This window comes from Klebsiella sp. LTGPAF-6F (assembly GCF_001753185.1).
Taxonomy (GTDB): domain Bacteria; phylum Pseudomonadota; class Gammaproteobacteria; order Enterobacterales; family Enterobacteriaceae; genus Klebsiella; species Klebsiella michiganensis.
Genome location: NZ_CP017450.1, coordinates 5,072,108 through 5,096,611, shown reverse-complemented (window position 1 = coordinate 5,096,611; position 24,504 = coordinate 5,072,108). Strand labels below are relative to the sequence as shown.

Genomic DNA, 24,504 nt, shown 5'->3' with positions numbered 1-24,504 from the left:
CAGGAAAGTGAAATGGCTCTATTAAAGAGCGCGCACGGCGGCAATATCCGCGAGGCCGCCGCGCTTATGGGCATCTCTGCGGCGCAGCTGCTGGATTTTAGCGCCAATATTAATCCGCTGGGGATGCCGGAAAGTTTAAAGCGCGCCATCCTCGACAATATGGCCTGCGCCGAGCGCTACCCTGACGTTGAGTATCAGCAGCTGCACCTTGCGCTGGCGGAACACCATCAGATCCCCGCCTCGTGGATCCTCGCCGGAAACGGCGAAACCGAAGCGATTTTTACCCTGGTTCAGGGGCTGAAGCCGCGCCAGGCGATGATCGTCACCCCGGGCTTTGCCGAATACCGCCGGGCGCTGCAGTCGGTGGACTGCGCGGTGCGGGAATTTCTGCTGCGCGAGGAGGATGGCTGGCAGCTCACCGGGGCGATTCTTGACGCCCTGACGCCGGATCTGGACTGCTTATTTCTCTGCACGCCGAACAATCCTACCGGCCTGCTGCCCGAGCGCCGTCTGCTGGAGATGATTGCTGAACGCTGTCAGTCGCTGGGTATTGCCCTGATTCTCGATGAAGCGTTTATCGATTTTATCCCCGACGAGCCGGGATTTATTCCGCTGCTGGGCCACAACCCGCACGTGTGGGTGCTGCGTTCGCTGACCAAATTTTATGCCATTCCCGGCCTGCGTCTGGGGTATCTGGTCAATGGCGATGCGCGGGCGGTGGCGAGAATGCGCGAGCGTCAGATGCCGTGGTCGATAAACGCGTTTGCCGCCCTGGCGGGGGAGATCATTCTCCAGGATAGCGCCTACCAGCAGCAAACCTGGCAGTGGCTGGCGGAGGAGGGGCAGCGCTTTTACCATCAGCTGCGCCATATTCCCGGCCTGACGGTCTATCCCGGGCGGGCAAACTATCTGTTTCTGCGCTGCGACGTGGCGGATCTGGATCTGCAATACGCGATGTTGCAGCAGCACATCCTGATCCGCAGCTGCGCCAATTATCCAGGGCTCGACGGGCGCTACTTCCGCGTCGCGATCCGCAGCCAGCAGGAAAATACCCGGCTGCTGGCGGCCTTCAGGCGGGTATTTAACGAGTAGATGTCTGCCGCCATTGTTCTTCTGCGGTTTTTCCCGGTGGCGCTGTGCTGACCGGGCTACGGGTTTACAGCCGTCTGCGGACCGGTAGCCCGCCTCCGGGGAAGGTGCACAGCATGAGGTTTTGTTGCGGTCTTCTCCCCGGCTCGCGCTACGCTTAGCCGGGCTACGGGTTCATAGCCGTCTGCGGGCCGGTAGCCCGGACAGGCGCGCAGCGCCGCCTCCGGGGAAGGTGCACAGCATGAGGTTTTGTTGCGGTCTTCTCCCCGGCTCGCGCTACGCTTAGCCGGGCTACGGATTCATAGCCGTCTGCGGGCCGGTAGCCCGGACAGGCGCGCAGCGCTGCCTCCGGGGAAGGTGCACAGCATGAGGTTTTGTTGCGGTCTTCTTCCCGGCTCGCGCTACGCTTAGCCGGGCTACGGGTTCATAGCCGTCTGCGGGCCGGTAGCCCGGACAGGCGCGCAGCGCCGCCTCCGGGGAAGGTGCACAGCATGAGGTTTTGTTGCGGTCTTCTCCCCGGCTCGCGCTGCGCTTAGCCGGGCTACGGGGTTACAGCCGTCTGCGGGCCGGTAGCCCGGGTAAGGCGCGCAGCGCCGCCTCCGGGGAAGATGCACAGCATGAGGTTTTGTTGCGGTCTTCTCCCCGGCTCGCGCTGCGCTTATCCGGGCTACGGGTTTACAGCCGTCTGCGGGCCGGTAGCCCGGGTAAGGCGCGCAGCGCCGCAACCCGGGGCATGGCTGCGGAAGCGTTAGCGCAGTTCGACGCCGCCCTGCACCATGCGCAGCAGGTGCTGCCGGGGCCAGAGCTCGCTAAGCCGCGTCTCTCCCAGCCGTCGCTGCAAATACTCAATATCGTGACGCTGACGGTCGAGCATCAGGCCGACCACGCTGCCGCTGTGCGCCACGTTAATACCGTATAAATCGCACTCTTCCACCAGCCCCCGTAGCGTATCAAACCCCGGCTTCGGCAGCAGATGCTGGCTGGCGATGGCGCTGAGCGTCGCGGCCTCTCCCATCCGCCGCGGATTATCCGTCTCGCAGGCCAGCTGAACTTTCTCCCAGGCCTGCTGCAGGGCGGCGGAATGGGCGTGCAGCTGCTCAAGCCGGGGAAGGCGGTGGTAATCGGTGGTCAGCAGCGTGGCGGGGCTTTCCAGCACCAGCAGATCGAGCTGCGGCTGGCTGCCGCAGGCAATCTGCGTGGCGGCGGTGTTGTGGTCGAACAGGGTCAGCTGGCGGAACAGGGTGCTGTCGGTGGGCTCCAGGGAGACGCAGAGCCGGGCGAGGGTGGTTTCATCCAGCGGATGGCCGAGATGATGCGCGGTGGCCACCGCCGTCGCGGCGATATCCGCGGTGCTGCTGGCCATCCCCTTGGCGACCGGAATCGTGGAGCAAATATCGATCCGAATCTCCTTGCTGAGCGCCGGCGGATAGCGCCAGTAGCTCAGCAGCCGGTCGACCATCGCCCGCGCCAGCGGGCGTTCATCCGCCCGAGGCGAACCGTAGTCCACCTCGACGGTGCTGTACCAGTCAACGGGGCAGGAGACCAGCTTCTCGCTGCCGAGGATCCAGCCCTGGATGAGTTCACCGCAGGAGGCGGGGCATTGTGCTACGGCCACGTATTCACCTTTTTACCCGTTATACTTCAAGCTACAGGGGCGTTGGCTGCTCTCATTCACCCCAGTCACTTACTTATGTAAGCTCCTGGGGACTATGAGGGACATCCCTGTCCCTCACTAAAGCCAGCCTTTGGCTGTTCAAATTCGTTCCAGACGAATTTGTCACTCGTTTGCCGCGTTACTCGGCCTGCGGCCTCGCCCCTACGGGGCCAGCGCAAGCGCTGTTCAAAGCACAAGTGCTTTGTCCTGTAACTTGAATTATTTAGGGTAAAGTTTCAGAATTTTAAGCGCATAGTGTCATGCCGATCCCGCTATTACCATGATTCACCGCAACTTGCCGGGCGGCGAGCTCAGGCTGAAACGGTTAACGTCTGCGCTTCGGGAAGCGCCAGGCGCATCACATCGCGGGCAATCATCAGCTCTTCATTGGTATTGATGACCGCCACTTTAACCATCGCATTCTCGGCCTGGATAAAGGTGGCGTTGTGCTGGTTTTTCTCTTCATCGACCGACAGCCCGAGGAAATTCAGGTTATGGCAGATGGCGCTCCTGGCGCGGGCGGAGTTTTCGCCGATGCCGCCGGTAAAGATCAGCGCGTCCAGGCCGCCCATCTGCATAATATAGCTGCCGATGGTGGCGCGGATGCGCTCGGCAAACAGCGAGAGCGCCAGAGCCGCCCGACGATTGCCGCTGTCCGCCGCCTGCTCGACATCGCGATAATCGTGCGACACGCCGGAAACCCCCAGCAAGCCGGATTCGTTATTCAGCAGCTGATTAAGCTGCTCCGGCGTTTGCCCCTCATGCAGCGCCAGCCACGGTAGAATCGACGGATCGATATCGCCGCTGCGGGTGCCCATCATCACGCCGGACTGCGGCGTAAAGCCCATTGAGGTGTTAACCGAGCGCCCGCCTTTGATTGCGCATACGCTGCTGCCGTTGCCGAGATGGCAGCTCACCACGCGCAGGGCGCTCAGCGGCACGCCCAGCTTTTCCGCCAGCGTCGCGCTGACGTACTTATGGCTGGTGCCGTGGAAGCCGTAGCGGCGAATGCCCAGCTCGCTGTAGTAGCGCCACGGCAGCGGATAGATAAAGGCGCGCTCGTCCAGCGTCTGGTGAAAAGCGGTATCAAATACCGCCACCGACGGCGTTTCGGGCAGCAGCTGGCGGAAAACGTTAATGCCCAGCGCGTTGACCGGGTTGTGCAGCGGGGCCAGCTCCGCCAGGCGCTCGATTTCCGCTAAGGTATCATCGGTGACCGGCGTCGAATCTTTAAAGCGCTCTCCGCCGTGCGCCACGCGGTGGCCGACGCCGTCAATATCCTGCAAACTCTGGATAATCCGGTGGTCGAGGAGCTTTTCCAGCAGCAGGGTGACCGCTTCACGGTGATCGGCAATCGGCGCCGTCTCCTGCCATTTTTGCGCCGGCGTTTTGAGGGTCACCTGGGCGTTTGCCATGCCGATACGTTCAATCAATCCCTGGCAGAGCATATCGCCCTGAGGCATCTCCAGCAGCTGGAATTTTAACGATGAGCTGCCGGCATTAATGGCCATTATTTTGTAAGACATAGAGATTCCTTCGAATTCAGAAAATCCAGCACGGCATCAAGACCCAGATTATTCAGCGCGCTGGTGACAAAAATCTGCTGCGCCCCAGCCTGCCGGAGCCACTCCTCGATGAGCGATAACCGCTGCGGGTCGGCCAGGTCGGCTTTGGTGATCAGGCCAATCGTCGGGCGGTTCATCGGGGCGGTAAAACCCGGAGAAAACGGCGACCACTGGGCGTCGGCGTTCAGCACCAGAGCGATAACGTCGGCCTCGCAGGCGCTGGTCAGCAGAGCGCTATAAAGGCAGCGGTTCTCCAGATATTCGCCCGGCGTGTCGATGGCCATCGGCGACCATTCAATCGCCTGGGTTTTCTTGTAATGGAGCGCTTCGCCGCGCAGGCCCTGGGTCAGCGAGGTTTTACCGCACTGGCTGGGGCCGATAAACATCAGACGTTTCATCGCGCTACGTCCGGGTTATTGAGCAGGTAGTAAACTGCATCATCTCGCCCAGGGTGCGCGTCACCTGCTTGAGGGCGTACTCGACGGCGGAAACGTCGCCGGTCAGCACCACGGCGCCGGTAAAGCGGTCAAGAAAACCGATCTCCACCGCGCCGGATTTGGTGGCGATATCGCAGGCGATAATCGACGCCTCGCTGGGCGTAATGGTGAGGATGCCGATGGCGGAAACCGCATCCTGCAGGCCGAGCTTCTTAAAGAGATCTTTCCCGGGGTTGGCTATCAGGTGCGCGAGGGTCACCTGTTTCCCGGGAACGTATTCCTGAATCATGCGATCCGTGGTCGGCTGTCTTTCCATTATCCCTCCACCATCTGTCGCCACATGGCTTCATGCGGGCGCGGGATCACCGAACGGTAAACCAGCAGCCCTTTTTCGCCCGCGCTTTCGCTGGCTACCGTGACCGCGTTGTTGACGTCGGAAACGTCGCCCGCCACCACCATGTAGCATTTACCGCCGATGCCGAAGGCCATATGCACCCGCACCAGCGTGACGTTTGAGCCTTTTACCGCCCGATCGGCGGCGCTGATGCAGGCCGCAACGCTCCAGGTTTCAACGATGCCGACCGCCTGGCGCTTGTCCACGCTGTTCAGGCCGCTGATGGCCGGAAGGACGCTGGGGTGAATATTCGCCAGCACCAGGCTGTCGACGAGCATTTCGCCGGCCTGCGAGGCACCGGTTTCAATAGCCTGCTGGATAGCGCCGATATCCCCGCCGAGCATCAATAAAAACTTACCCGGGCAGATAGTCTTGCTGACCAGCAGATTGACGTTGGCGCTTTTCAGCATCGCATCGCCGAGTTCCATTCCTTTGGCAATGCTGGTGAGTTCTAAAATTCCTATAGCCTGAGACATGGTTAACCTCTTACCACCGTGATGGCCTGTTCGCTGATGGCCGCAACCACGCCGTCGATGCTGGCGTGAATCGGCGCGCCTAATGCGCCCGCCGGGATATCGGCAACGCATTGCCCGCGCGTAACGCGCTCTCCCACCGCAACGTTCGCTACCGCGCTGGCGCCGATATGCTGGCGCAGCGGCAACGTCACGGTTTCTACTGCCGGTTCGTCCTCCACCAGCGGCGCCTCCTGATACCAGGGGCTCAGCCCCAGTTTGGCGATCAGCCGCTTCACCGGCACCAGGCGATATTTCGCCATTTCATCGGCCGGATAGAGCGGCCCTTCGTAGCGCTGGTTTTGCGCCCGCAGCTCGCGTTTGAGCATGCGGTTGATGCGCATCGGCGAGATCCCCACCGGGCAGGCCACGCTTTCGCAGACGTTGCACTCCGAGCAGGTGAGGGCGCTCAGCAGCAGCTGCGGCGTGGCGGCCTGATGAAAGTTCACCGCCCGCACCAGCAGGTGCGGAGAGAGTTCGTGGCCGATCAGATGCCGCGGGCAGAGATCGGTACACAGTCGGCACTGTTCGCAGACGGTACGGGCCACGGAAAGCACCGTGCGCTCGTCCTGCAACCGCCGCTGGATAAGCGGATGGCTTTTCGGCAGCACCAGCAGGCCGCCGGTGGTTTTGGTCACCGGGCTATCGAGGGAGGTAATCAGGCCGCCCATCATCGGGCCGCCGTTAATAAAACCGGGGTCGTCGACCGTCGCGCCGCCCGCCAGCGCCAGCACTTCGCGCAGCGACATGCCGATGGGGACGGTGACGGTCAGCGGCCGGGCGACCGCGCCGTTAACGGTCAGCGTGCGGCGGGTCACCGCAAACTGCTGCTCAACCGCTCGGGCCATGTTGAGGACCGTTTGCACGTTATTCACCACGACCCCGACGCTGGCCGGCAGCGCGGCGGGCGCGACCCGGCGACCGGTAGCCAGCCAGATAGTCAGCACCTCATCGCCTGCGGGATAGACATCCGGCAGAATATGCAGGCGAATACCGGCAGGCAGCAGCGGGGTGAGCGCATCGATAGCCCGGCGGTATTTCTCTTTCAGGGCAATCACCCCTTCGCGCGCGCCGGTTGCCGTCATCGCGTACTGCACGCCGCGGACAAGACGCGCAGCCTGCTGCCACATCAGCTGCTGGTCGACCTTGAGCATCGGTTCGCACTCGGCGGCGTTCACCAGAAAAATCTCTACCTGCGCCTGCAGCTTCACGTGGGCGGGAAACCCCGCGCCCCCCGCGCCGACCACGCCCGCCGCGCGCACGCGCTCGCGGATCTCCTCGGCGCTCCAGGCCATTTCAGCAGCGTTGACGGCGGTACTCATAGCAGATCCTCCAGCAGTTCCTGAATCTCCCCGGCGCTGGCCGGGCGAGGATTGGTGCGTAGCGTCACGTCAGCCAGCGCGGCCTGCACCATTGCCGGAATACGCGCTGAATACTCGGAACGTCCCTCTTTCAGCGCGACCGCCAGTGACGGCAGCGCGCAGCGCTGCTTGAGCCGTTCGATTTGCTGGATCAGCGCATTGATCGCCGTCATATCGCTGGCGTCTGCCGGACAAAAGCCGCAGGCTTTGGCCAGCCGGGCGTAGCGTTTTGCGGCGCGCGGATGACCGGCGTTAAAGCGGATAACCGCGGTTAACAGCAGCGCGTTGGCCAGCCCGTGCGGCAGATGAAACTGCCCGCCAAGCTGGTGGGCGATGGCGTGATTAAGCCCCAGCCCCGCCTGGCTGAACGCCATCCCGGCAAGCGTTGAGGCATTGTGCATTTTCCCGCGCGTCGCCACGCAGTCGCCTTTTTCCACCGCCGTGGGCAGATACTGAAACACCAGCCTGGCGGCTTTTTCCGCCAGCGCGTCGGTAAAGTCGCTGGCGTGCGGAGAGACCCACGCTTCCAGCGCGTGGGTCAGCACGTCCATGCCGGTGTTGGCCGTAATCTGCGGCGGCACGCTGACCACCAGATCCGGGTCAAGGATCGCCATATCGGGATAGAGCGCATTGTCGAACAGTGGATACTTGATGCCTTTATCCGGGTCGCTAATCACGCAGGCGCTGGTCACTTCCGAACCGGTACCGCTGGTGGTTGGTATCGCCACGCAGGTTTCGATATTGATGCCGCTCTGCTGGCTAAACCAGACGATGGCTTTCGCCGCGTCCATCGCCGAGCCGCCGCCGAAGCCGATGACCACCTGCGGCTGCAGGGCCTGCATTTGCGCAATGCCCTGCACCACGGTATGGATAGTGGGGTCCGGGGTTATCTCGCTAAAGACGCTGATGCGGTTATCTGCGGGCAACGCCTGACGCAGGGTTTCCAGCAGCGGCGAGCGCGCAAGAAAGCCATCGCAGATGATCCAGATATGCTTGTGGGTAAAGCGCCTGAGCACCGCCAGGCTACCCTGACCGCTGTACAACCGCGTTTGTAGTGAGAAAGTCTTCATCGCGACCTCGGTTAGCGAATGGAAAAGCCGTTGGTCAGCACGCAGCGACGGGAGCGGGCAAAGGTGCGCGCCGAGGTTGTGCCTTCACCGGTCGGCGTGGCGATAGTAAAGGTGGTAAAGCCTTCGCCGCCGACGCCAATCCCGGCATAAGAGGGGCCGTTCTTAACGAATATCGAGGTTTGCAGAGTGCGGGCCGCGAGGTTCAGGCGCGAGACATTTTGCGAGTGCATAATGGCGGTATGATGCAGCCCCTCTTCAACCTTCAGCGCCAGCGCCAGCGCGCTATCGAAATCGCTGACTTTCACCACCGGCAGCATCGGCATCAGCTGCTCGCTGGTGACCCACGGATCGTCGGCGTTAACCAGCGCTATCAGCAGACGCGGCGCTTTCGCCGGAACGGCGATCCCGGCCGCTTCCAGCATGGCCGATGGGCTTTTGCCGACCAGTTTCTTATTCGCCTGGCCCTCTGGCAGGCAGGCGGCGCGGAGTTTGTCGGTGTCGGCAGGGCTCAGCAGCAGCGCGCCGAAGGTTTGCATTTGCTGCACCAGACGTTCGGCGACGCTTTCCACCACAATCAGGCTCTTCTCGGCAATGCAGGGCAGGTTGTAATCGAACGAGGCGCCGTTGATGATATCTTCCGCCGCTTTGACCAGATCCGCCGTTTCATCGACGATGCAGGGCGGGTTGCCCGCGCCGGCGCCGATCACTTTTTTACCGCTCTTCATGCCCATCGCCACAATGCCGGGGCCGCCGGTGATAGCGAGGACCGCAATGCGCGGATGGGCCATCATCTGCTGGGTGGCTTCAAACGTCGGTTCCGCCACGGTGACCACCAGATTGCGGATGCCGCAGCAGCGGAAGGCAATCTCTTCAATCATGCTAATCAGCTTCAGAGAGACCTTTTTTGCTCCCGGATGCGGGCTGAAATAGACGCTGTTGCCCGCCGCCAGCATGCTGATGCTGTTGTTGATGATGGTTTCCGTCGGGTTGGTGCTCGGCGCGACCGACCCGATAACGCCAAACGGCGAATACTCAAACAGCACCATGCCGCCGTCGCCGGTCAGCGCGGTGGTGGTGAGATCTTCCACGCCCGGCGTGTTGTCCAGCGCAGCCTTGTTTTTCAGGAGTTTATCTTCTTTGTTGCCCATCCCCGTTTCATTGGCGCTCTCTTCCGCCAGCGCGGCCAGGTGCGGCGTCAGCTCCTGACGCATTGCGCTGATGATGGCGCTGCGGGTTTTCAGCGGGCACTGCTGATAACGTAAGAACGCCTGGTGCGCGGCGTCGATAGCCTCGCTGACGGACTGAAAAATCCCTTTGCCCTGCGGCTGGACCGGCGTTTGCCCCGGGGTTAACTGTTCGCTAAGAATGGTGCGAATAAGGGTTTCGAGTTCGGAAGTATTCATTGATGAGTTCCCACGTTAATGGCCGCGATGGCGGCCAGTGCTATGTCCATGTCCTGCTCAACGCTGCCGCCGCTGATGCCAAGACCCCCGATTAATAAGCCGTCGCGCCATAGGGCGTAACCGCCACCAAAGGTGACCACTTTTCCCTGTAAATGCGTTTCGAGGCCATAAAGCGCGGCGCCCGGCTGAACGGCGTCGCTCAGCTCATGGGTCGCCGTTTTCATCGCCACCGCGGTCCAGGCCTTTTTCGGCGCCAGCTCGCTGCTGACCAGCAGAGCGTCCGGCATCCGCCAGGTCACGGTTTCGGTGCCGTGCGCGTCAACGATGCTGATCACCACCGGCACCTTTAGCTGCTGCGCGCGCTCAACGGCGGCGCGGGTGAGCTGGTGCAGATCGTGGAATGAGAGGGCCACGGGCGTCGTCTCCTTGCTGCGGCTCGGCTGGCTGGCGGCCAGATAGCGGCGGCTCACTTCGCGGATGATGTTGTTCTGGTGCGCATCGCTATCTTCCGCGCGCGCCAGGGCGTACAGGCAGTCTGACAAGCGATTGATGTAGCGCATCAGCACCTGGCGCACGGTGACTTCCGCCGCCAGCTCAACCAGCCGGCGTTCGGCCCGGCGGGCCAGCGTGCGGGCAAAATGCAGGCGGCTCGCGGCTTCGCAGCGGCCGGGTAAAATAAAGCTGTGCAGCGGTTCGACGCGGGCCATGGCCCGATCGATAGCGGCTTCCAGAGCGGAAATATCTTCGCTGCTGATGTAGCGCTGTTTCGGCGACGGCCGTTCGCTGTCGCTGGCCAGTTCTGCGCTAAACCAGAAAATTTGCTGCTGGATAGCTTCGAGCAGGGCGCGGTGGTGTTTATCCGCGGCGGCGCAGGCGCACAGGCTCAGCGCGGCGTTCAGCTCATCCAGCGTGCCGTAGGCTTCAACCCGCGGGTGGGTTTTGCTCACCCGCTGGCCGGTAAAGAGTGAGGTGGTGCCAGCGTCGCCCGTTCGGGTATAAATCGCCATAGTCGCTCCTTAACGTGAAAGCGTATCGACAATGCCGACAACGGCGAGGTCGATGGCCTCGTTTGGCCCGGAAAAAACGTGCCTGGCGCTGGAGCCGCCGCTGAGCAGCACCAGCTCGCCAACCCCCGCGCCGACGGAATCCACGGCGACTTCATCGCCGGAGGTCGGCGAGGCGGGGAGCTCGCCATCGGCGCTGACCCGCCGCACCAGCAGCAGCTTTTTGCCGACCAGGGAAGGCGATTTTTGCGTGGAGACAACCGCGCCCGTGACTCGTGCCAGATGCATGATTTACTCCTGCTTAATGAGTTCAATATTCCGCGCCTGCGCCGCGTCGCGCGCCAGCGCGGTCACGAGGCATTTGCGGTGGATAACCAGGCGCCCCTGGCCCAGCGGCGCGACGTCGCGATAGCTCAGCACCGAACCCGCGTGCAGGATCAGCGGCACTCCGCGCTCGTCGGTGAAGTTCACCGGCAGGCGGGCCAGTTTTTTAACCGGGATAACCGGCAGCAGCTGGCGGTGCAGGGTGAGCTGTACGCAGAGGCCAAAAGCCAGCGCGTCGTGAATGTTGCGGGCCGCGGGATCGTCGGTTTCCGCCTCCGTCAGCTGGCCCAGCAGGGGCAGGTCGACGAGCAGAATGCGCAGCGATGCGTGCTGGCAGAACAGGCTCCGGCAGTCGGCATCGCGCAATTGCGCCACGCTCAGCGTCGCCGTGCTATGGGCGCGACGCTGCAGCCGGGAGACAATCACCTCCACGATGCGCTGCAGAACTTCGCCGTTCATCGCGGGCCTACCAGCCGGGCAAAGACCTGCGGGTTATCGGCGCCGGCGGCGTTGGCTTCATCGGTATCGATGTGCATTTCGAGGCGCATATCCGGCGAAACGCGAACCGCCACGTTGTTGAAGATCAGCCCGCGCGCGTCGCCTTCAATGGCCACCGAAACTCTGTCGCCGTGGGCGACCCGCAGGATCAGCGCATCGAGCGGCGACATATGAATATGCCGCTGCGCGACGATAACCCCTGACGCCAGCTCCAGCTCGCCAAAAGGGCTGACCAGGCGGATGCCCGGCGTCCCTTTCAGATCGCCGGACATCCTCAGCGGCGCCGCAACCCCCAGGGTTCGGGCATCGGTACGCGAGATTTCCACCTGGCTTACCGAGCGCAGCGGACCGAGCAGGCGCACATTTTTAAGCTGCCCCTTCGGCCCCACCAGGGTGACGGTTTGCTCCGCAGCGTACTGTCCCGGCTGCAGCAGCGCCTTTTTCTCGCTGATGGGATGGCCGGGGAACAGGCGTTCGTAATCTGGCGCCGACAGGTGGATATGACGATTTGAAACCCCCAGCGGGATGGGCCGTAGCCGCATCTCGTCGAGAACTTTGCTGACCGTTGATTCCAGAAGCTGTTTATCCATTACGCTTCACCTCGCTTGCCGGGATGAATGCAAAGCGAGCGCGGCTCACCCTTCTGGCGTGGACATTTTGGATCGAGGCACAGGTTGCAGCTGACCACGCCGTGTTGCTGGGGAAGCTCTTCTGCTGGCGCTGGCGAAACGACATCAGCCGTCCCTGACGCTTCAGGTTCAGGTTGCATGACGGAGGGCGGGGGAGCCTCCGCGCGCAGGATCCCTTCTCCGGGCCTGGCGATGACTTTGTGGGCCACCAGGCCGTTTCGCTGCCCGGCAAACTGTGCGCCGGTGGTGATGGCCGCCTGCACGGAGGCCACATCACCGGTAATTTTAATCACCGTCCAGCCTGAACCATTGGTCTTTTCGAGGGCGACCAGCGTGATAGAAGCGGATTTCGCCATGATATCGGCGCAGCTGATAGCCAGTGCCAGACCACAAACTTCAAGTAATCCCAGTGATTGCTTCACGCGGTGCTCCTTATTCGCCATCAATCAGGCTGATTTCGGTAAAATGGCCTCAACGTCGCTGTGCGGACGCGGGATCACGTGGCAGGATTTCACTTCGCCCACCGCGCTCGCCGCCGCGCTGCCCGCGTCTACCGCCGCTTTGACCGCGCCGACGTCGCCGCGCACCATCACGGTGACGAGGCCCGAGCCAATTTTTTCGTAGCCGACCAGCTGCACGTTGGCGGATTTCACCATCGCATCGGCGGCCTCAATGGCGCCCACTAACCCTTTTGTTTCAACCAGTCCCAGTGCGTTATTCATCCTGCTGTTCTCCTGTTGCTTCGCTATTCAGATCCCGGAAAGGGATCCCCTTGACCAGCCGTGCCGCGTTATTACCGGTGTTGCGATGGGCCTGACTGTCCTGATGATGCATCAGCGTAAAAAGCGGCGCCGATGCGGGTAAATTCTTGTAGTGCACGACTAGCATATGGCGGTCGCAGGCGATGCCCACCAGCAGCGGCGAGCTGCGCGCCGCCTGCCAGGCGCTGTCCACGACCTCTCCGGCCGGGTGATGCTGGAGCCGGAAAGGGATACCTTCCTCTTCGATACCCAGCAGCACTTCGCGCCACAGGCCGTCGCAGCCGTCGATGACGGCGATCGCGATGGCCGGGGCGCTGTGATTACCGTTCATGCGCAAACTCCTTATGCCAGGAGAGAATCAGGCCGGTGGCCACCGCGTTTCGGGGGCCCTCGCTGCCGCGAATATTTCCCCGTCCGGCAACCAGGCGGTAGTGAGCCAGCGCATCGGTGACCAGCTGCGGGACTTCGAAATCCAGCGACGAACCGCCGACCAGCACCACGAACGGAATATCGCGAATGTTGCCGGTGGGGCTGACCTGACGCAGCGCGCGCAGGGCGTTGGTGACAAAGACCCGCTCTTTGGCGCTGCGGCGAATGGCGCGCACTTTTTCCAGCGCTAAATCGCCGGGCAGCGGCACCAGTTCGTCCGCTTTCACCACGCAGACGCGGGCGAACACGGCGGGCGGCAGCGGCGTGGAGAAGAACTGCACGCTGCCGTCCTCGTGGCGTAAATGGAACAGGCTTTCCACCTTAGCCAGCGGGTACTTCTTGATCTCTTCCGCCAGATAGCGGTCTTCCAGCCCCAGCTCGCGGGCAATAATCATCGTCACCATGTCGCCTGCGCCGGCGAGGTGGGTGGCGATGATGTCGCCTTTGGGGTTGATGATGGAGGCATCGGTGGAGCCCGCGCCGAGGTCGAGGATCGCCAGCGGTCGGGTGGTGCCCGGCGTGGTCAGCGCCCCCAGGATGGCGGCTTCGGCCTCTGCGCCGCCGATCTGCACGTCGATATTGAGCTTCTGCTCGATTTCGCGGGCGATCATTGCCATCTGCAGGCGATCCGATTTCACCATCGAGGCGATGCCCACGGCCTGCTCCAGCGAGAACTCCCCGGCCAGACCGCCGGTGACGCTCACCGGTACCGAGGTATCAACGGCCAGCAGGTCCTGAATAAATATTTCGCTGCTCGGTTTGTTGGTCAGCTCGGCCATGGTCTGGCGCACGTGTTCCAGCATGCCGCCGATATTGGTGCCGGACTCGCCGGTGACGTTATCGAGCCTGCCGCAGCCGTCGACCGCTTTCATGATGGCTTCGGCGCCGGCGGCAACGTCTACGCGTACGCTACGGCCCTGGGCCAGCAGCTCAAGATTACCGGCGGGTATCGCGCGCGCTTTGACGTCGCCGGATGGCGTTTTGACCACCACGGCGGAACGGTTGCCAATCAGCGCCCGGGCCATCGGGACGATGTTCTTCGTCTCCTCGGGGCTGAGGTTAAAGACGGTGGCGATGCCGTAAGGGTTAGAGAGGGTTTCGATGACCTTCCCCGGAACGGCGACCTCAATCGCCGCCAGCATCCCCAGCGGAATGCGGTCGATGTACAGCACTTCGTCAACGATCGGCAGCGGTTTTTCCAGCCGGTTGCTGACCAGCACGCCATCGTCGCGCTGTAAAATGACGCCGGTAATCTGATACCCGGCGCGCAGGGAAGCGTTAATCACGCTGGCGATATCGGCAAAATCGAACGCCGACGATACCACCAGGATATAGGGCGCGTCCGCCGGGCGGGTTAGCAGCTCCTGCGGCGTAATGGTGATGCCTGTGCCAAGCCCCGCGCCGCCGGGCGTTTTCGGGTTATGGCCGATCATGGTCGATTCGGTGATGATGGTTTCGGTAATGGTTTCCATCGCCACATCGCCAATCACCGGCGTCGCTTCGTTGATGCGGATGAGCGAAATATCGCTGACGGCGATCCCGGCGCCTCTGGCGACGAGGGCGAGCGCCTCCTGAATCCCGAACACGTTACGCAACGTGCCTTTGATTCCGGTGGTTTCCGCCAGCGCGCTGTGGGTGATCGTCAGCGCGCCAGCCTCATCCAGGGTCGCCAGGGCGACTTCCGTCGATGAGTTGCCGATATCAATGCCAGCTATATATCGCATCACATGCCCCTTTTCTCGTCGTACTTCAAACTGCCTTTTTGTTGGCTGCGTTCTTTCACCCGAATCACTTACTACAGTAAGCTCATCGGGGTTATGAGGGACATCCCTGTCCCTCACTAAAGCCAGCCTATGGCTGTTCAAATTCGTTCCAGACGAATTTGTCACTCACTTGCCGCCTCAATGCATCTCGAATTACTTAGAGAAGTTAATCGTCGCCTTTGAGTTTTTTACGCTCGACGTACAGCGTGGCCGCTTCGCGAACGAAAGCGGCGCAAATCTTCGCCTGATAGCGGCTTTCGAGATCGTCGGCGATCGCCAGCAGCTCCTCTTTCGTCGAGCGATAGGGGCGGAGGGCGTTGTAGATTTCAAGAATGCGATCGTCCGGTACCGCGGTCAGCTCGGCGGCGCGCTCGAAGTTCATCGCCAGCCGGTCGCGGCCCGCGTCTTTGGCAATAGAAGCCTGTAAGCGCAGGGTTTCCGGGGTAATACGCATATCCTGGGCGGTGACTTTATTGCTCAGCACGTTTTCCAGCGTAAAGTCGTCCAGCGTTTTATTGGTGGCGGTTTTCACCCATTCCGGGTGCTTGTTCGCCAGCGGGTAGTCGCTGACCCTGGCGCTACGGGACGCGCCGCCAGCCGCCGGAGCCGCCGCAGGCGCCTCGCCCTGCAGGCTGTTCATGCGGCTCAATACGTCGCGTACCATCGATTCAATTGCGTCGGTATTCATGGAGTTATCCTTTATCAAAGCGCCACGCGCAGTTCCTGCGGGTTTTTGCCCGTCACCACGTACTTGGTCTCTTTAATGTGCAAAATGGCCGATTTCGCCTGGTACTTCGGCCGCGCCATCTGGTCATTCAGCGTCGGGACCGGCTGCGGCGATTCGCGTTTCGCATAGCGGGCGGCGTTTTTGCCGATCTGGCGATAGGTTTCCAGGGTCAGCAGCGGCGCCTGCGGGAACAGCTCCAGGTTAGAGAGCGGCGGCAGCCCCTGCTGGTGGATCACCGTGGTGCCTTTCGACTGGATGCCGATAGAGATGCCGGAGCCGCTCAGGCGATTGCCTTCAACGGCGACGAAGGCTACGTCGGAGGATTTAAAGCAGCGAATCACGCGCGCCTTAATGCCTTCTTCTTCAATACCGGCAATGACTTCGCGCAAAATGCTCTTATGCGGGATGCCGACGATATTGACGGTCTGCGCCAGGCCGAAAGCCGGGCCGACGGCGATAATCACTTCGTCCTGCTGGGTGCCCTGACGCGCTTCGCCCACTTCCGTCAGGAAGCCGTCGCCGGCGGGCGGCGTGGCCTGGGGCGCCGCGGAGGCCGCCGGCGCATTAAACGAGACCGGTTTATCGCTGCCCTTCATCTCGCTGAGCACGTCTTCAATTATCTGGCGCAGCAATTTTTCATTAATTTCCATTTCTCACCCCTTAATCAATCTCGTTGGGATCAAGAGCGCCAGGGATGTTTTTAATCTCTTCCCAGCGTTCGCCCTGCAGGCGATAGCCCGTTGCCGGACCGGCATAGTCGTTGACATCGTTGACGGCCGACAGTACCTGCCCGTCGCCGACGATAATCGCGGAGGTATGCAGGTAGTCCCCGGTCAGCTTGGCTTTCTGGATGTTGAGCATGTCCTGGGCCACGTCGGTGAATCCGCCCTGCGCCAGCGCTTTCACCACTTCCAGACCGTTGCGGTTTTTATTGATGATTTCCTGGGCGAACTTGATGTCTTCGACGATGTTGCGCTCCGGCATATCTTTCGAACCGTGGGCGTAGGTCGCGGCTTCAACTTCTTCATCGGTAATCGGCGGTAGCCCCATTCCGGCAAACACGGCCTGCAGCGCGCGGGCGGCTTTGTTACGGATGGCGATGACGTCCTCTTCGCGAACCGGACGCAAACCGCCGTCCACCTTCAGGTCGCGCTGGATGACGTTGTAGTCGTCAAAGTCTTCGGCATCTTCGTTGGAGCCGGCGAACATGTTGTCGTAGTTCGGCACCGCGGAATAACCGGAGGAGATAAAGTCGGTGCCCGGCAGGAACTGCATCAGCAGGCGCGCGGTACGACGCATATCGGAGTGGGTGAAGGTCTGGTCGTTACTGGAGGCGCACTCCAGATCCAGCGACGAACAGATCAGGTTTTCCGCCAGCACCGCGCGAATGCCGGAAGGCACCGCAGACGGCACGCCGATGCAGCTGACGGAACCGTTTTGCAGACCCTGTACGCCCGCGGCTTTGGTGATGTAGATGCAGCGCGCTTCCAGATAAAGCATGGATTTGCCTTCGGCGTAGCCCATCTGCACTTCCGAGCCTGAGCCGGAGGTAAAGCGCATTTTCAGCCCGCGAGAGGCGTAGGACGAGGCGAGGAAGCCCTTCGACCACGGGGTGTCGTCGCCGTCGGTAAAGACCGGCTCGGTGCCGTAGACGGAGATGGTTTCGGCGTAGCAGGTGTGGCCCAGCATGCCGAGCTTCAGCTCGGTGGCTTCTTCCAGCGAGCACTGCGTCAGCACGCCCGGACGGCCTACCTGCGAGCCCACCAGCAGCGCGATGGCGTTGAACGGCGCATAGCGCGCTACCGCAACGGTGGTTTCCTGTTCGTCAAATCCGCGCCATGCCCCTTCGGCGGCGTCGGCGGCAATCTGTACCGGGTTATCTTTGACGTTGGTGACGTGCGCCTGCTGGGACGGGGTGCGGCGGGCGCGCATTTTCTGCATCGCCATCATCATCTCGACGACGTTCATATGCGAAACTACTTCGACAATTTTCGCCGGCGTCATCGCGGTGGTCAGCGGGACGATTTCGCTGCGTTTAACGTTCGGATCGCACAGCATGTTGGCCAGCTTGACCGAATCCATCGCCATCACTTCTTCGGCGCGGTTCAGGTTGATACCGTAGCGGGCGATAAAGTGGTCGATCAGGTCAAAATCGCTTACCGGTTTCCCGTCCAGCTCGGTCACCGCGCCGTTAACGATTTTAATCGACGGTTTCGGATCGTTCGGGCTTTCCATCGCGATAAAGCCTTCTTCGATCCACTCCTTAACGAAGCCGTCCTGATTCACAGGGCGTTTCGCCAGTGCTTCAAATCTTTTCGATCTCATGAATCAGCCTCGTGGGTATCAGATGTAGGACGGGCGATCGTTTTTCGGTTCAGCACCGAGGGTCGCAAGGACGGTTTTGCCGATTTCGCGCGCGGAGGTGACCGCCTGGCGGACCGCGCCGGAGTCGCCGGAAATCACCAGAATGGCTTCGTTACTGAAGCTGGTGCCGTGTGCCGGAGAGCTATAGGCCACGACTTCCACGTTGGCTGACTTCAGGGCGGTATCGGCCATCAGCACGCCCACGGAGGCCGGTGCGCCGACGATGATGCCGCAGGCCCGGCCAATCGGCGCGCCGAAGGCTTTTTCCAGCGCGTAGCTGGCGCGAGCGGTGTACTGCAGCTCGATATGCCCGGCTTCGTTGCCGTAAACATCGCCAAAGGTGCGGTCGAGCTCTTTCAGCGCGACTTCGATACCGCGCTTAACGTCGGAAACGTCGTTACCGCCCAAAATAATCAGCGAACCGTGGCCCGCTCCGCCTTTGGTATCGCGCGGCAGCTCAATGCTGACCACTTCGGTATTGGTGGCTTTCACCGCTTCGTCCGCCGCCATAATGTGCGGGCCTGCGCCGGTGCGGGCGCCGAGAATGCCGATGGAGCGATAGCGCTTTTCAAGCTTCATCGCGTCCAGCAGGGCGGTATCGACGTTGGCGATAACCAGACCCAGGGTGTCGCCAATGGCGGTCCCGACAAATTCCGTTAAACTGCAGCTTTTTTCTGCCATAGCCGTCTCTCGTATTGGATGGTTTTCAGTAGGGATGGCCTGCTGTTCCGGCGTTGCCACGCGGGCAATCACCTGAGCCATGATCTGTTCCACCAGCTCATTGCTGCTCATTGGCTAATTCCCTTCGGTAAGATTTTTTCTACATCGGTGTGGGGGCGTGGGATGACGTGTACGGCTTTCACTTCACCCACATTACGTGCGGCGGCGGCCCCCGCATCGGTGGCCGCTTTTACCGCGCCAACGTCGCCGCGTACGATGACGGTCACCAGTCCGGAGCCAATCTTTTCATAGCCCACTAACATCACATTGGCTGACTTAACCATTGCATCAGCGGCCTCTATGGCTGCGGTTAAGCCTTTGGTTTCTACCATTCCTAGTGCTTCTTGTTGCATAAAGACCTCGCATGGAGTGTTCCGATAGTTGGGACTATAAGAAGATGCGAGGAAAAAGAATGGCTGACTTGAATTTGATGGTGAAAAAATAGTGGGTATTGAATAATATAAAATTGCTAAACGTAAATTTAATTTATTGATTTTAATTGTTATTTTTATTTATTGTTATGTGATTATCTTGTTTTGTATATTCCATATTTACAAATTTGTTCATGACGAATTTAATTTTATCTGCTATGCGAGAAAAACTGATTTGTGATGTTTGTTGGAAAACGATGAGTTGGTTTTAGCAATATTTTTGCATGTCATGGCGATGGCGTAATTGCGAAATCCGCGCGTGAGCAATGCTATTCTGAGTTATTCAATGACAATAATTTGTTATTGATGCCCGAATTTTCCGGGGCCGCCGTCAGCAGGTTGCCAACAATTTGCGGAGCGGAGTTCATATAGTGGGCCCGTTGTACTCTACTGCCAGCAGGAGGTTGGCTGGTCAGGACACGAACTCTGCTAAGAAGGTGTCACCATGAATGATTCGTTAAAAGCGCAATGTACCGCCGAGTTTCTGGGCACCGGGCTGTTTTTGTTTTTCGGCATCGGCTGCCTGAGCGCGTTAAAGGTGGCGGGAGCCAGCCTCGGACTGTGGGAGATATGCATTATCTGGGGTCTGGGGATCTCGCTTGCCGTCTATCTGACGTCGGGAATATCCGGCGGCCATCTCAACCCGGCGGTGACCGTTGCGTTATGGCTATTTGCCTGTTTTCCCGGGCGCAAAGTCTTCCCCTATATTGTCTCCCAGGTCGCGGGCGCCTTCGGCGGCGCGGTGCTGGCCTATGTGCTGTACAGCACTATGTTTACCGAGTTTGAATCCGCCCACCATATCGCTCGCGGCAGCGTTGAGAGCCTGCAGCTGGCGAGTATTTTCAGCACCTACCCGGCGGCCTCGCTGAGCATCTGGCACGCGGCGCTGGTCGAAGTTGTGATCACCTCCATGCTGATGGGGATGATTATGGCGCTGACCGACGACGGCAACGGCGTGCCGAAAGGGCCGCTGGCCCCGCTGCTGATCGGCCTGCTGGTGGCGGTGATTGGCGCGTCAACCGGGCCGCTGACCGGCTTTGCGATGAATCCGGCGCGTGATTTTGGGCCGAAGCTGTTTACGTGGATGGCGGGCTGGGGCGATATCGCGATGACCGGCGGAAGGGATATTCCGTACTTTATTGTGCCGATTATTGCGCCGCTGATCGGCGCCTGCCTCGGCGCGGCCATCTATCGTTATCTGATAGGAAATAACTTACCGTGTAATACCTGTAAATTAGAGGATTAATGCATCCGCTGAAATAGCGAAAAATTTTCATGAACCGGTATCACGAACTGGCCAAAAACGTCTCCCACGGATGGGAGACTTTTGCTATCGTAATATTCTTTTATCGTTGGCGTTAAATGATGATGAAAGGAAGTGAATATTAAAGAAATGTTTTATTTATAACAAAAAATTAACTGAGAGGTTTTATCATGATTTCTGCGAGCACACTGAACTCAGAACTCATTAATAAAATCGCACAGGATTTTGCGCAGGCCACCAGTCTGGCGGTTGTGGTTGTCAATATTCACGGTGATGAAATATCTGAACTGTTTAACTTCACTCCTTTCTGCCAGCTGATGCGCCAGCACCCTCAGCACAGCACCCGCTGCCGGATGAGCGACCGCTGCGGCGGCCTCGAGGCGTCAAAAACCGATCAGCTCTGTATCTACCGCTGCCACGCCGGGTTAACCGATTTTTCCATTCCTCTGGTTATCGCCGGGCACCTTGTGGGCTTCGTGCTATGCGGGCAGGTGCGCTTAAGCAACGATGTAGAACTGGTGGATATCCTCAACGTGGACGACGGCTGGCAGGCGGACCCCGAGCTGCTCAACGCGTTCCGCGACGTGCCGGAGATGGACTACTCCAGAGTGATTGCCTCCGCGGATTTACTGAAGCTGATCGTCGAGAACTGCCTGAAAAAGCAGCTCAACTTTGTGGTGATTAAAGATAATCCCCAGCAGCCGGAACCCGCGCGCGCCAGCCGGGTCGCCAGCCCTCACGACAGCAAAATGAAGAAAGCGCTGCGCTACATTGACGCCCATTTATCCGATGAGCTTCGCCTGGAAGACGTCGCCGCCCACGTTTATCTCAGCCCCTATTACTTCAGTAAGCTATTTAAAAAATATCAGGGTATCGGTTTTAACGCGTGGGTGAACCATCAGCGGATGGTGAGCGCCAAAGAGCTGCTTTGCCACAGCGACTGGAGCATCGCCAGCATTGCGCGGAATTTAGGATTTTCGCAAACCAGCTATTTTTGCAAAGTTTTTCGCCAGGCTTATCAGGTCACTCCGCAGGCCTATCGCCAGCAAATTAACGCCAGATCACAAACTGAGTCATTTTAAATGACAATATTTTGTTATTGCCGATTTTTGATATGCCCTTGTATCTGGCTCATTCTAAAATGAAAATATCTCATTCAGAGCAATAAATTGTCATAGCGCAACAAAATAATAATGAGAGAACGATAAGCTGCACCAGTTTTTATTTATTTGATGGGATAGAGTGATATCTGAAATGGCTTTCAGCGCGCCATCGGCGTAATGAAACGGCCTTGGTAATTAAAAATTAAACACGACGGGAGCCATCCAGCTTCCGTAAGATATTCCGGAAATCATGCGAGCCGGGCAGTCCCGCTCGAATCATGACGGACTAAACCGACAGGCGCCAGGGAAGGGGGTGTGAATCCCCCGCAGCCCCCGCTGCTGTGATGCTGACGAACCCATATATACGCTAAATAATTCGCGTTGTAGGAAGGCGGCAAGCGAGTGAATCCCCAGGAGCTTACACAGGTAAGTGACTGGGGTGAACAAGTAAAGCCAACGCACATACAACGTGAAGTATGACGGGTATGACCACTGATCTGCTTAGCGGATTGGGAAGGATGGGAGAGGACGACGCTAAGCCAGAAGACCTGCCTGTCGGTAATAATCAACAACTTCGGTGGGAAGTGGGTTGCTCAGATGCGTACAGTCGAAAGACTGGGAATGCACGCAGCCCTACCACCCGGCACAGGATCGGGGTATGGCAGCCAGGCAGCACGCATTTATTCTCGCAGGTACCGGCAGCGGTTGTGGTAAAACCACCGTTACGCTTGGTCTGCTCAGCCTGTTGAAGCAGCGCGGTATGCGGGTTCAGCCCTGCAAAGTCGGCCCGGACTACCTCGATACCGGCTGGCACACCGCCGTCAGCGGCGTCGCTTCCCGCAACCTCGACAGCTTTATGCTCCCGGAACCGGTGCTCAATGCGCTGTTTTGCGAACGGATGCAGCGGGCGGATATCGCGGTCATTGAGGGCGTGATGGGGCTGTATGACGGCTTCGGTACCGACCCTGACTACTGCAGCACCGCCGCGATGGCTAAACAGCTCGGCTGTCCGGTCATTTTGCTGGTAGATGGCAAAGCGGTTTCCACCTCCATCGCCGCCACGGTGATGGGATTTCAACACTTCGACCCCAGCCTGAATATCGCCGGCGTTATCGTCAATCGCGTCAACAGCGAATCCCATTATCAGCTTCTCAAAGGCGCCATTGAACGCTATTGCGGGCTGCCGGTGCTCGGCTACGTACCACGCGTGGAAGGGGTGGCGTTACCTGAACGCCATCTGGGGCTGGTCACCGCCCGCGAGTCGCTGGTCAATCAGCAGCCGTGGCGCGATTTTGCCCAAACGCTGGCGCAAACGCTGGATATTGAACGGCTCCTGGCTCTTAGCCAGCTCACCGCCCTACCCGCCGGGGAGTGGCCCCCGCTGCCGTCGCCCGACGCCGGCGCGGGCCTGACGCTGGCGCTGGCCGACGACGAAGCCTTCAACTTTTACTACCCGGATAACCTTACGCTGCTTGAGCGCTGCGGGGTGAATATCGTGCGCTTCAGCCCGCTGCGCGATAGCGAGCTTCCGCCGTGCCAGATGATTTGGCTCGGCGGCGGCTATCCGGAAATTCATGCCGTCGGGCTGGCGGCCAATACGTCGATGCTGGCGCAGCTGCGGGAGGCGCACCGGCGCGGGGTGGCGATTTACGCCGAGTGCGGCGGTTTGATGTATCTCGGCAGCACCCTTGAAGACGCCAGCGGCGACATCTATCCGATGGCCAATCTGATTCCCGGCCACAGCAAGATGGGCAAACGGCTTACCCGCTTTGGCTACTGCGAGGCGCGGGCGATGCGGCAAACGCTGCTGGCGGCGCCCGGCGAAACCCTGCGCGGGCATGAGTTTCACTACTCGGATTTTACCCCTGAGATCCCGGCGGTCCTGGCCTGCCGCAAAGTCCGCGACGGTATGACCCTTCAGCAGTGGTCGGGCGGCTGGCAGGTGGGCAACACGTTCGCCAGCTATCTGCACCTGCACTTTGCGCAGCGTCCCATCATGCTTAACCACTGGCTGGCTGCGGCAAGGAGCGCGCTATGACGCTGCTGGCATGGGGCGTTGCCTGGCTCCTCGATTTTATCATCGGCGATCCGCAGAGCTGGCCGCATCCGGTGCGCTGGATAGGCAACCTGATCGCCGCCGTTCAGCGCGGCGTGCGCCGCTATTGCCGCAGCGATGTCGCCCTGCGCGTCGGCGGCGCCGTGATGTGGCTGGTGGTGGTCGGGCTAACGTGGAGCGTCTGCTGGGGCGTGCTGGCGCTGGCGCGGACGATTCATCCGTGGCTTGGCTGGCTGGTTGAGGTATGGATGATTTTCACCGTGCTGGCCGGACGCTGCCTGGCGCAGTCGGCGCGGGACGTCGAGCGCCCGCTGCGCGCGGGGGATCTGGCGGAGAGCCGTATCAAGCTGTCGTGGATCGTCGGGCGCGATACGTCGCAGCTTGCGCCGCAGCAGATTAATCGCGCGGTGGTGGAAACCGTCGCGGAGAACACCGTCGACGGCATTATCGCGCCGCTCTTCTTTCTGCTGCTGGGTGGCGCGCCGCTGGCGATGGCCTATAAAGCGGTCAACACCCTGGATTCGATGGTCGGCTATAAGCACGAAAAATATCGGGCCATCGGCATGGTCAGCGCCCGCCTCGATGATGTCGCCAACTTTATCCCCGCCCGCCTGAGCTGGCTGCTTATCAGCCTCGCCGCTCTCCTCTGCGGTGAAGCGGGCGGCCGCGCGCTGCGCATCGGCTGGCGCGACCGCTACAACCACAGCAGCCCGAACTGCGGCTGGTCGGAAGCGGCGGTCGCCGGGGCGCTCGGCATCCGGCTTGGCGGCCCTAATGATTACTTTGGACAGCGCGTGGAGAAACCGTGGATCGGCGACGCGACGCGCGATATTTCCGTAGACGATATTTCCCGAACGATTCGACTGATGTGGGTGTCTTCGACCCTGGCGCTGGCGCTATTTATGGCGGTCCGGTACTGGCTGGTCGGCGCTGCCTGAGGACAAAT

At 60.4% G+C, this 24,504-nt stretch carries 26 protein-coding genes and 1 riboswitch; of the genes, 5 read left to right on the top strand and 21 right to left on the bottom strand.

The window, feature by feature from the left end:
* Positions 1–12: 12 nt before the first annotated feature.
* Positions 13–1,092, top strand: a complete 1,080-nt coding sequence (gene cobD / locus BJF97_RS23820; RefSeq protein WP_032694697.1) for a threonine-phosphate decarboxylase CobD — start codon at positions 13–15, stop codon at positions 1,090–1,092.
* A 745-nt stretch (positions 1,093–1,837) separates the two neighbouring features.
* Here the strand turns inward: cobD and BJF97_RS23815 are convergent.
* From BJF97_RS23815 to pduA, 21 genes are all read right to left on the bottom strand, one after another.
* Positions 1,838–2,704: a GHMP family kinase ATP-binding protein gene (locus BJF97_RS23815; protein ID WP_032694696.1), complete on the bottom strand. Its 867-nt coding sequence runs from the start codon at positions 2,702–2,704 to the stop codon at positions 1,838–1,840.
* 350 nt (positions 2,705–3,054) lie between these two features.
* Positions 3,055–4,269 (bottom strand): acetate/propionate family kinase, encoded by a 1,215-nt coding sequence (locus BJF97_RS23810; protein WP_004853834.1) that lies wholly within the window; start codon positions 4,267–4,269, stop codon positions 3,055–3,057.
* The gene (gene pduV / locus BJF97_RS23805) at positions 4,254–4,706 is read right to left on the bottom strand and encodes a propanediol utilization protein PduV (protein ID WP_032694695.1); all 453 of its coding nucleotides are present in this window, start codon (positions 4,704–4,706) and stop codon (positions 4,254–4,256) included. Before pduV ends, BJF97_RS23810 begins: the two co-directional genes overlap by 16 nt.
* A gap of 4 nt (positions 4,707–4,710) precedes the next feature.
* The gene (gene pduU, locus BJF97_RS23800; RefSeq protein ID WP_000441103.1) at positions 4,711–5,061 is read right to left on the bottom strand and encodes a propanediol utilization microcompartment protein PduU; all 351 of its coding nucleotides are present in this window, start codon (positions 5,059–5,061) and stop codon (positions 4,711–4,713) included.
* Positions 5,061–5,615, bottom strand: a complete 555-nt coding sequence (pduT, locus tag BJF97_RS23795) for a propanediol utilization microcompartment protein PduT (RefSeq protein WP_004124543.1) — start codon at positions 5,613–5,615, stop codon at positions 5,061–5,063. The genes pduU and pduT overlap by 1 nt, the downstream gene beginning before the upstream one ends.
* 2 nt (positions 5,616–5,617) lie before the next feature.
* Positions 5,618–6,973, bottom strand: a complete 1,356-nt coding sequence (gene pduS / locus BJF97_RS23790; protein WP_032694694.1) for a cobalamin reductase PduS — start codon at positions 6,971–6,973, stop codon at positions 5,618–5,620.
* Positions 6,970–8,082 (bottom strand): 1-propanol dehydrogenase PduQ, encoded by a 1,113-nt coding sequence (gene pduQ, locus BJF97_RS23785; RefSeq protein ID WP_032694693.1) that lies wholly within the window; start codon positions 8,080–8,082, stop codon positions 6,970–6,972. The genes pduS and pduQ overlap by 4 nt, the downstream gene beginning before the upstream one ends.
* An 11-nt stretch (positions 8,083–8,093) precedes the next feature.
* The gene (gene pduP, locus BJF97_RS23780; protein WP_032694692.1) at positions 8,094–9,485 is read right to left on the bottom strand and encodes a CoA-acylating propionaldehyde dehydrogenase PduP; all 1,392 of its coding nucleotides are present in this window, start codon (positions 9,483–9,485) and stop codon (positions 8,094–8,096) included.
* Positions 9,482–10,492: a two-domain cob(I)yrinic acid a,c-diamide adenosyltransferase PduO gene (gene pduO / locus BJF97_RS23775; protein WP_032694691.1), complete on the bottom strand. Its 1,011-nt coding sequence runs from the start codon at positions 10,490–10,492 to the stop codon at positions 9,482–9,484. Before pduO ends, pduP begins: the two co-directional genes overlap by 4 nt.
* A gap of 9 nt (positions 10,493–10,501) precedes the next feature.
* Positions 10,502–10,777 carry a propanediol utilization microcompartment protein PduN gene (gene pduN, locus BJF97_RS23770; protein ID WP_004133641.1) on the bottom strand — a complete coding sequence of 92 codons (276 nt, stop codon included), beginning with the start codon at positions 10,775–10,777 and terminating at the stop codon, positions 10,502–10,504.
* Positions 10,778–10,780: 3 nt separating this feature from the next.
* Entirely contained in the window at positions 10,781–11,272 is a 492-nt protein-coding gene (gene pduM / locus BJF97_RS23765) for a microcompartment protein PduM (RefSeq protein WP_032694690.1), read from the bottom strand.
* Positions 11,269–11,901 carry a phosphate propanoyltransferase gene (locus tag BJF97_RS23760; protein ID WP_032694689.1) on the bottom strand — a complete coding sequence of 211 codons (633 nt, stop codon included), beginning with the start codon at positions 11,899–11,901 and terminating at the stop codon, positions 11,269–11,271. The genes pduM and BJF97_RS23760 overlap by 4 nt, the downstream gene beginning before the upstream one ends.
* Positions 11,901–12,383: a BMC domain-containing protein gene (locus BJF97_RS23755; protein WP_088167888.1), complete on the bottom strand. Its 483-nt coding sequence runs from the start codon at positions 12,381–12,383 to the stop codon at positions 11,901–11,903. Before BJF97_RS23755 ends, BJF97_RS23760 begins: the two co-directional genes overlap by 1 nt.
* A 3-nt stretch (positions 12,384–12,386) precedes the next feature.
* Positions 12,387–12,662, bottom strand: a complete 276-nt coding sequence (gene pduJ / locus BJF97_RS23750; RefSeq protein ID WP_004853788.1) for a propanediol utilization microcompartment protein PduJ — start codon at positions 12,660–12,662, stop codon at positions 12,387–12,389.
* Positions 12,655–13,032, bottom strand: coding sequence for a propanediol dehydratase reactivase beta subunit PduH (pduH, locus tag BJF97_RS23745; protein WP_014226639.1), 378 nt, complete (start codon positions 13,030–13,032; stop codon positions 12,655–12,657). Before pduH ends, pduJ begins: the two co-directional genes overlap by 8 nt.
* A complete protein-coding gene (pduG, locus tag BJF97_RS23740) occupies positions 13,022–14,854 on the bottom strand; it encodes a propanediol dehydratase reactivase alpha subunit PduG (RefSeq protein ID WP_014226638.1) in 1,833 nt (610 codons plus the stop codon). The genes pduH and pduG overlap by 11 nt, the downstream gene beginning before the upstream one ends.
* 205 nt (positions 14,855–15,059) lie before the next feature.
* Complete coding sequence (gene pduE, locus BJF97_RS23735; RefSeq protein WP_004133648.1) at positions 15,060–15,581, bottom strand: propanediol dehydratase small subunit PduE; 522 nt, start codon at positions 15,579–15,581, stop codon at positions 15,060–15,062.
* A 14-nt stretch (positions 15,582–15,595) separates the two neighbouring features.
* Complete coding sequence (pduD, locus tag BJF97_RS23730; RefSeq protein ID WP_004853784.1) at positions 15,596–16,270, bottom strand: propanediol dehydratase medium subunit PduD; 675 nt, start codon at positions 16,268–16,270, stop codon at positions 15,596–15,598.
* A 10-nt stretch (positions 16,271–16,280) separates the two neighbouring features.
* Complete coding sequence (gene pduC / locus BJF97_RS23725) at positions 16,281–17,945, bottom strand: propanediol dehydratase large subunit PduC (RefSeq protein WP_004105132.1); 1,665 nt, start codon at positions 17,943–17,945, stop codon at positions 16,281–16,283.
* Between the two features lie 18 nt (positions 17,946–17,963).
* Positions 17,964–18,776, bottom strand: coding sequence for a propanediol utilization microcompartment protein PduB (gene pduB, locus BJF97_RS23720; protein ID WP_004205485.1), 813 nt, complete (start codon positions 18,774–18,776; stop codon positions 17,964–17,966).
* On the bottom strand, positions 18,773–19,057 hold the full coding sequence (pduA, locus tag BJF97_RS23715) for a propanediol utilization microcompartment protein PduA (RefSeq protein ID WP_001183618.1): 285 nt from the start codon (positions 19,055–19,057) through the stop codon (positions 18,773–18,775). The genes pduB and pduA overlap by 4 nt, the downstream gene beginning before the upstream one ends.
* 523 nt (positions 19,058–19,580) lie before the next feature.
* Between pduA and pduF the strand changes: the two genes are divergently transcribed.
* From pduF to cbiB, 4 genes are all read left to right on the top strand, one after another.
* On the top strand, positions 19,581–20,381 hold the full coding sequence (gene pduF, locus BJF97_RS23710; protein WP_004105118.1) for a propanediol diffusion facilitator PduF: 801 nt from the start codon (positions 19,581–19,583) through the stop codon (positions 20,379–20,381).
* 188 nt (positions 20,382–20,569) lie between these two features.
* Positions 20,570–21,481 carry a transcriptional regulator PocR gene (gene pocR, locus BJF97_RS23705; protein ID WP_014226637.1) on the top strand — a complete coding sequence of 304 codons (912 nt, stop codon included), beginning with the start codon at positions 20,570–20,572 and terminating at the stop codon, positions 21,479–21,481.
* Positions 21,482–21,781: 300 nt separating this feature from the next.
* Positions 21,782–22,072, top strand: a riboswitch (cobalamin riboswitch).
* A gap of 88 nt (positions 22,073–22,160) precedes the next feature.
* Positions 22,161–23,540, top strand: a complete 1,380-nt coding sequence (locus BJF97_RS23700; protein ID WP_032694687.1) for a cobyrinate a,c-diamide synthase — start codon at positions 22,161–22,163, stop codon at positions 23,538–23,540.
* Entirely contained in the window at positions 23,537–24,496 is a 960-nt protein-coding gene (gene cbiB / locus BJF97_RS23695) for an adenosylcobinamide-phosphate synthase CbiB (RefSeq protein WP_014839404.1), read from the top strand. The genes BJF97_RS23700 and cbiB overlap by 4 nt, the downstream gene beginning before the upstream one ends.
* Positions 24,497–24,504: the final 8 nt, after the last annotated feature.

Excerpts from the sequence above, each read along its gene's own strand:
- cobD (WP_032694697.1), top strand. The coding sequence starts at position 13 with ATGGCTCTATTAAAGAGCGCGCACGGCGGCAATATCCGCGAGGCCGCC.
- BJF97_RS23810 (WP_004853834.1), bottom strand. The coding sequence starts at position 4,269 with ATGTCTTACAAAATAATGGCCATTAATGCCGGCAGCTCATCGTTAAAA.
- pduV (WP_032694695.1), bottom strand. The coding sequence starts at position 4,706 with ATGAAACGTCTGATGTTTATCGGCCCCAGCCAGTGCGGTAAAACCTCG.
- pduU (WP_000441103.1), bottom strand. The coding sequence starts at position 5,061 with ATGGAAAGACAGCCGACCACGGATCGCATGATTCAGGAATACGTTCCC.
- pduT (WP_004124543.1), bottom strand. The coding sequence starts at position 5,615 with ATGTCTCAGGCTATAGGAATTTTAGAACTCACCAGCATTGCCAAAGGA.
- pduS (WP_032694694.1), bottom strand. The coding sequence starts at position 6,973 with ATGAGTACCGCCGTCAACGCTGCTGAAATGGCCTGGAGCGCCGAGGAG.
- pduQ (WP_032694693.1), bottom strand. The coding sequence starts at position 8,082 with ATGAAGACTTTCTCACTACAAACGCGGTTGTACAGCGGTCAGGGTAGC.
- pduP (WP_032694692.1), bottom strand. The coding sequence starts at position 9,485 with ATGAATACTTCCGAACTCGAAACCCTTATTCGCACCATTCTTAGCGAA.
- pduO (WP_032694691.1), bottom strand. The coding sequence starts at position 10,492 with ATGGCGATTTATACCCGAACGGGCGACGCTGGCACCACCTCACTCTTT.
- pduN (WP_004133641.1), bottom strand. The coding sequence starts at position 10,777 with ATGCATCTGGCACGAGTCACGGGCGCGGTTGTCTCCACGCAAAAATCG.
- pduM (WP_032694690.1), bottom strand. The coding sequence starts at position 11,272 with ATGAACGGCGAAGTTCTGCAGCGCATCGTGGAGGTGATTGTCTCCCGG.
- BJF97_RS23760 (WP_032694689.1), bottom strand. The coding sequence starts at position 11,901 with ATGGATAAACAGCTTCTGGAATCAACGGTCAGCAAAGTTCTCGACGAG.
- BJF97_RS23755 (WP_088167888.1), bottom strand. The coding sequence starts at position 12,383 with ATGGCGAATAAGGAGCACCGCGTGAAGCAATCACTGGGATTACTTGAA.
- pduJ (WP_004853788.1), bottom strand. The coding sequence starts at position 12,662 with ATGAATAACGCACTGGGACTGGTTGAAACAAAAGGGTTAGTGGGCGCC.
- pduH (WP_014226639.1), bottom strand. The coding sequence starts at position 13,032 with ATGAACGGTAATCACAGCGCCCCGGCCATCGCGATCGCCGTCATCGAC.
- pduG (WP_014226638.1), bottom strand. The coding sequence starts at position 14,854 with ATGCGATATATAGCTGGCATTGATATCGGCAACTCATCGACGGAAGTC.
- pduE (WP_004133648.1), bottom strand. The coding sequence starts at position 15,581 with ATGAATACCGACGCAATTGAATCGATGGTACGCGACGTATTGAGCCGC.
- pduD (WP_004853784.1), bottom strand. The coding sequence starts at position 16,270 with ATGGAAATTAATGAAAAATTGCTGCGCCAGATAATTGAAGACGTGCTC.
- pduC (WP_004105132.1), bottom strand. The coding sequence starts at position 17,945 with ATGAGATCGAAAAGATTTGAAGCACTGGCGAAACGCCCTGTGAATCAG.
- pduB (WP_004205485.1), bottom strand. The coding sequence starts at position 18,776 with ATGAGCAGCAATGAGCTGGTGGAACAGATCATGGCTCAGGTGATTGCC.
- pduA (WP_001183618.1), bottom strand. The coding sequence starts at position 19,057 with ATGCAACAAGAAGCACTAGGAATGGTAGAAACCAAAGGCTTAACCGCA.
- pduF (WP_004105118.1), top strand. The coding sequence starts at position 19,581 with ATGAATGATTCGTTAAAAGCGCAATGTACCGCCGAGTTTCTGGGCACC.
- pocR (WP_014226637.1), top strand. The coding sequence starts at position 20,570 with ATGATTTCTGCGAGCACACTGAACTCAGAACTCATTAATAAAATCGCA.
- BJF97_RS23700 (WP_032694687.1), top strand. The coding sequence starts at position 22,161 with ATGGCAGCCAGGCAGCACGCATTTATTCTCGCAGGTACCGGCAGCGGT.
- cbiB (WP_014839404.1), top strand. The coding sequence starts at position 23,537 with ATGACGCTGCTGGCATGGGGCGTTGCCTGGCTCCTCGATTTTATCATC.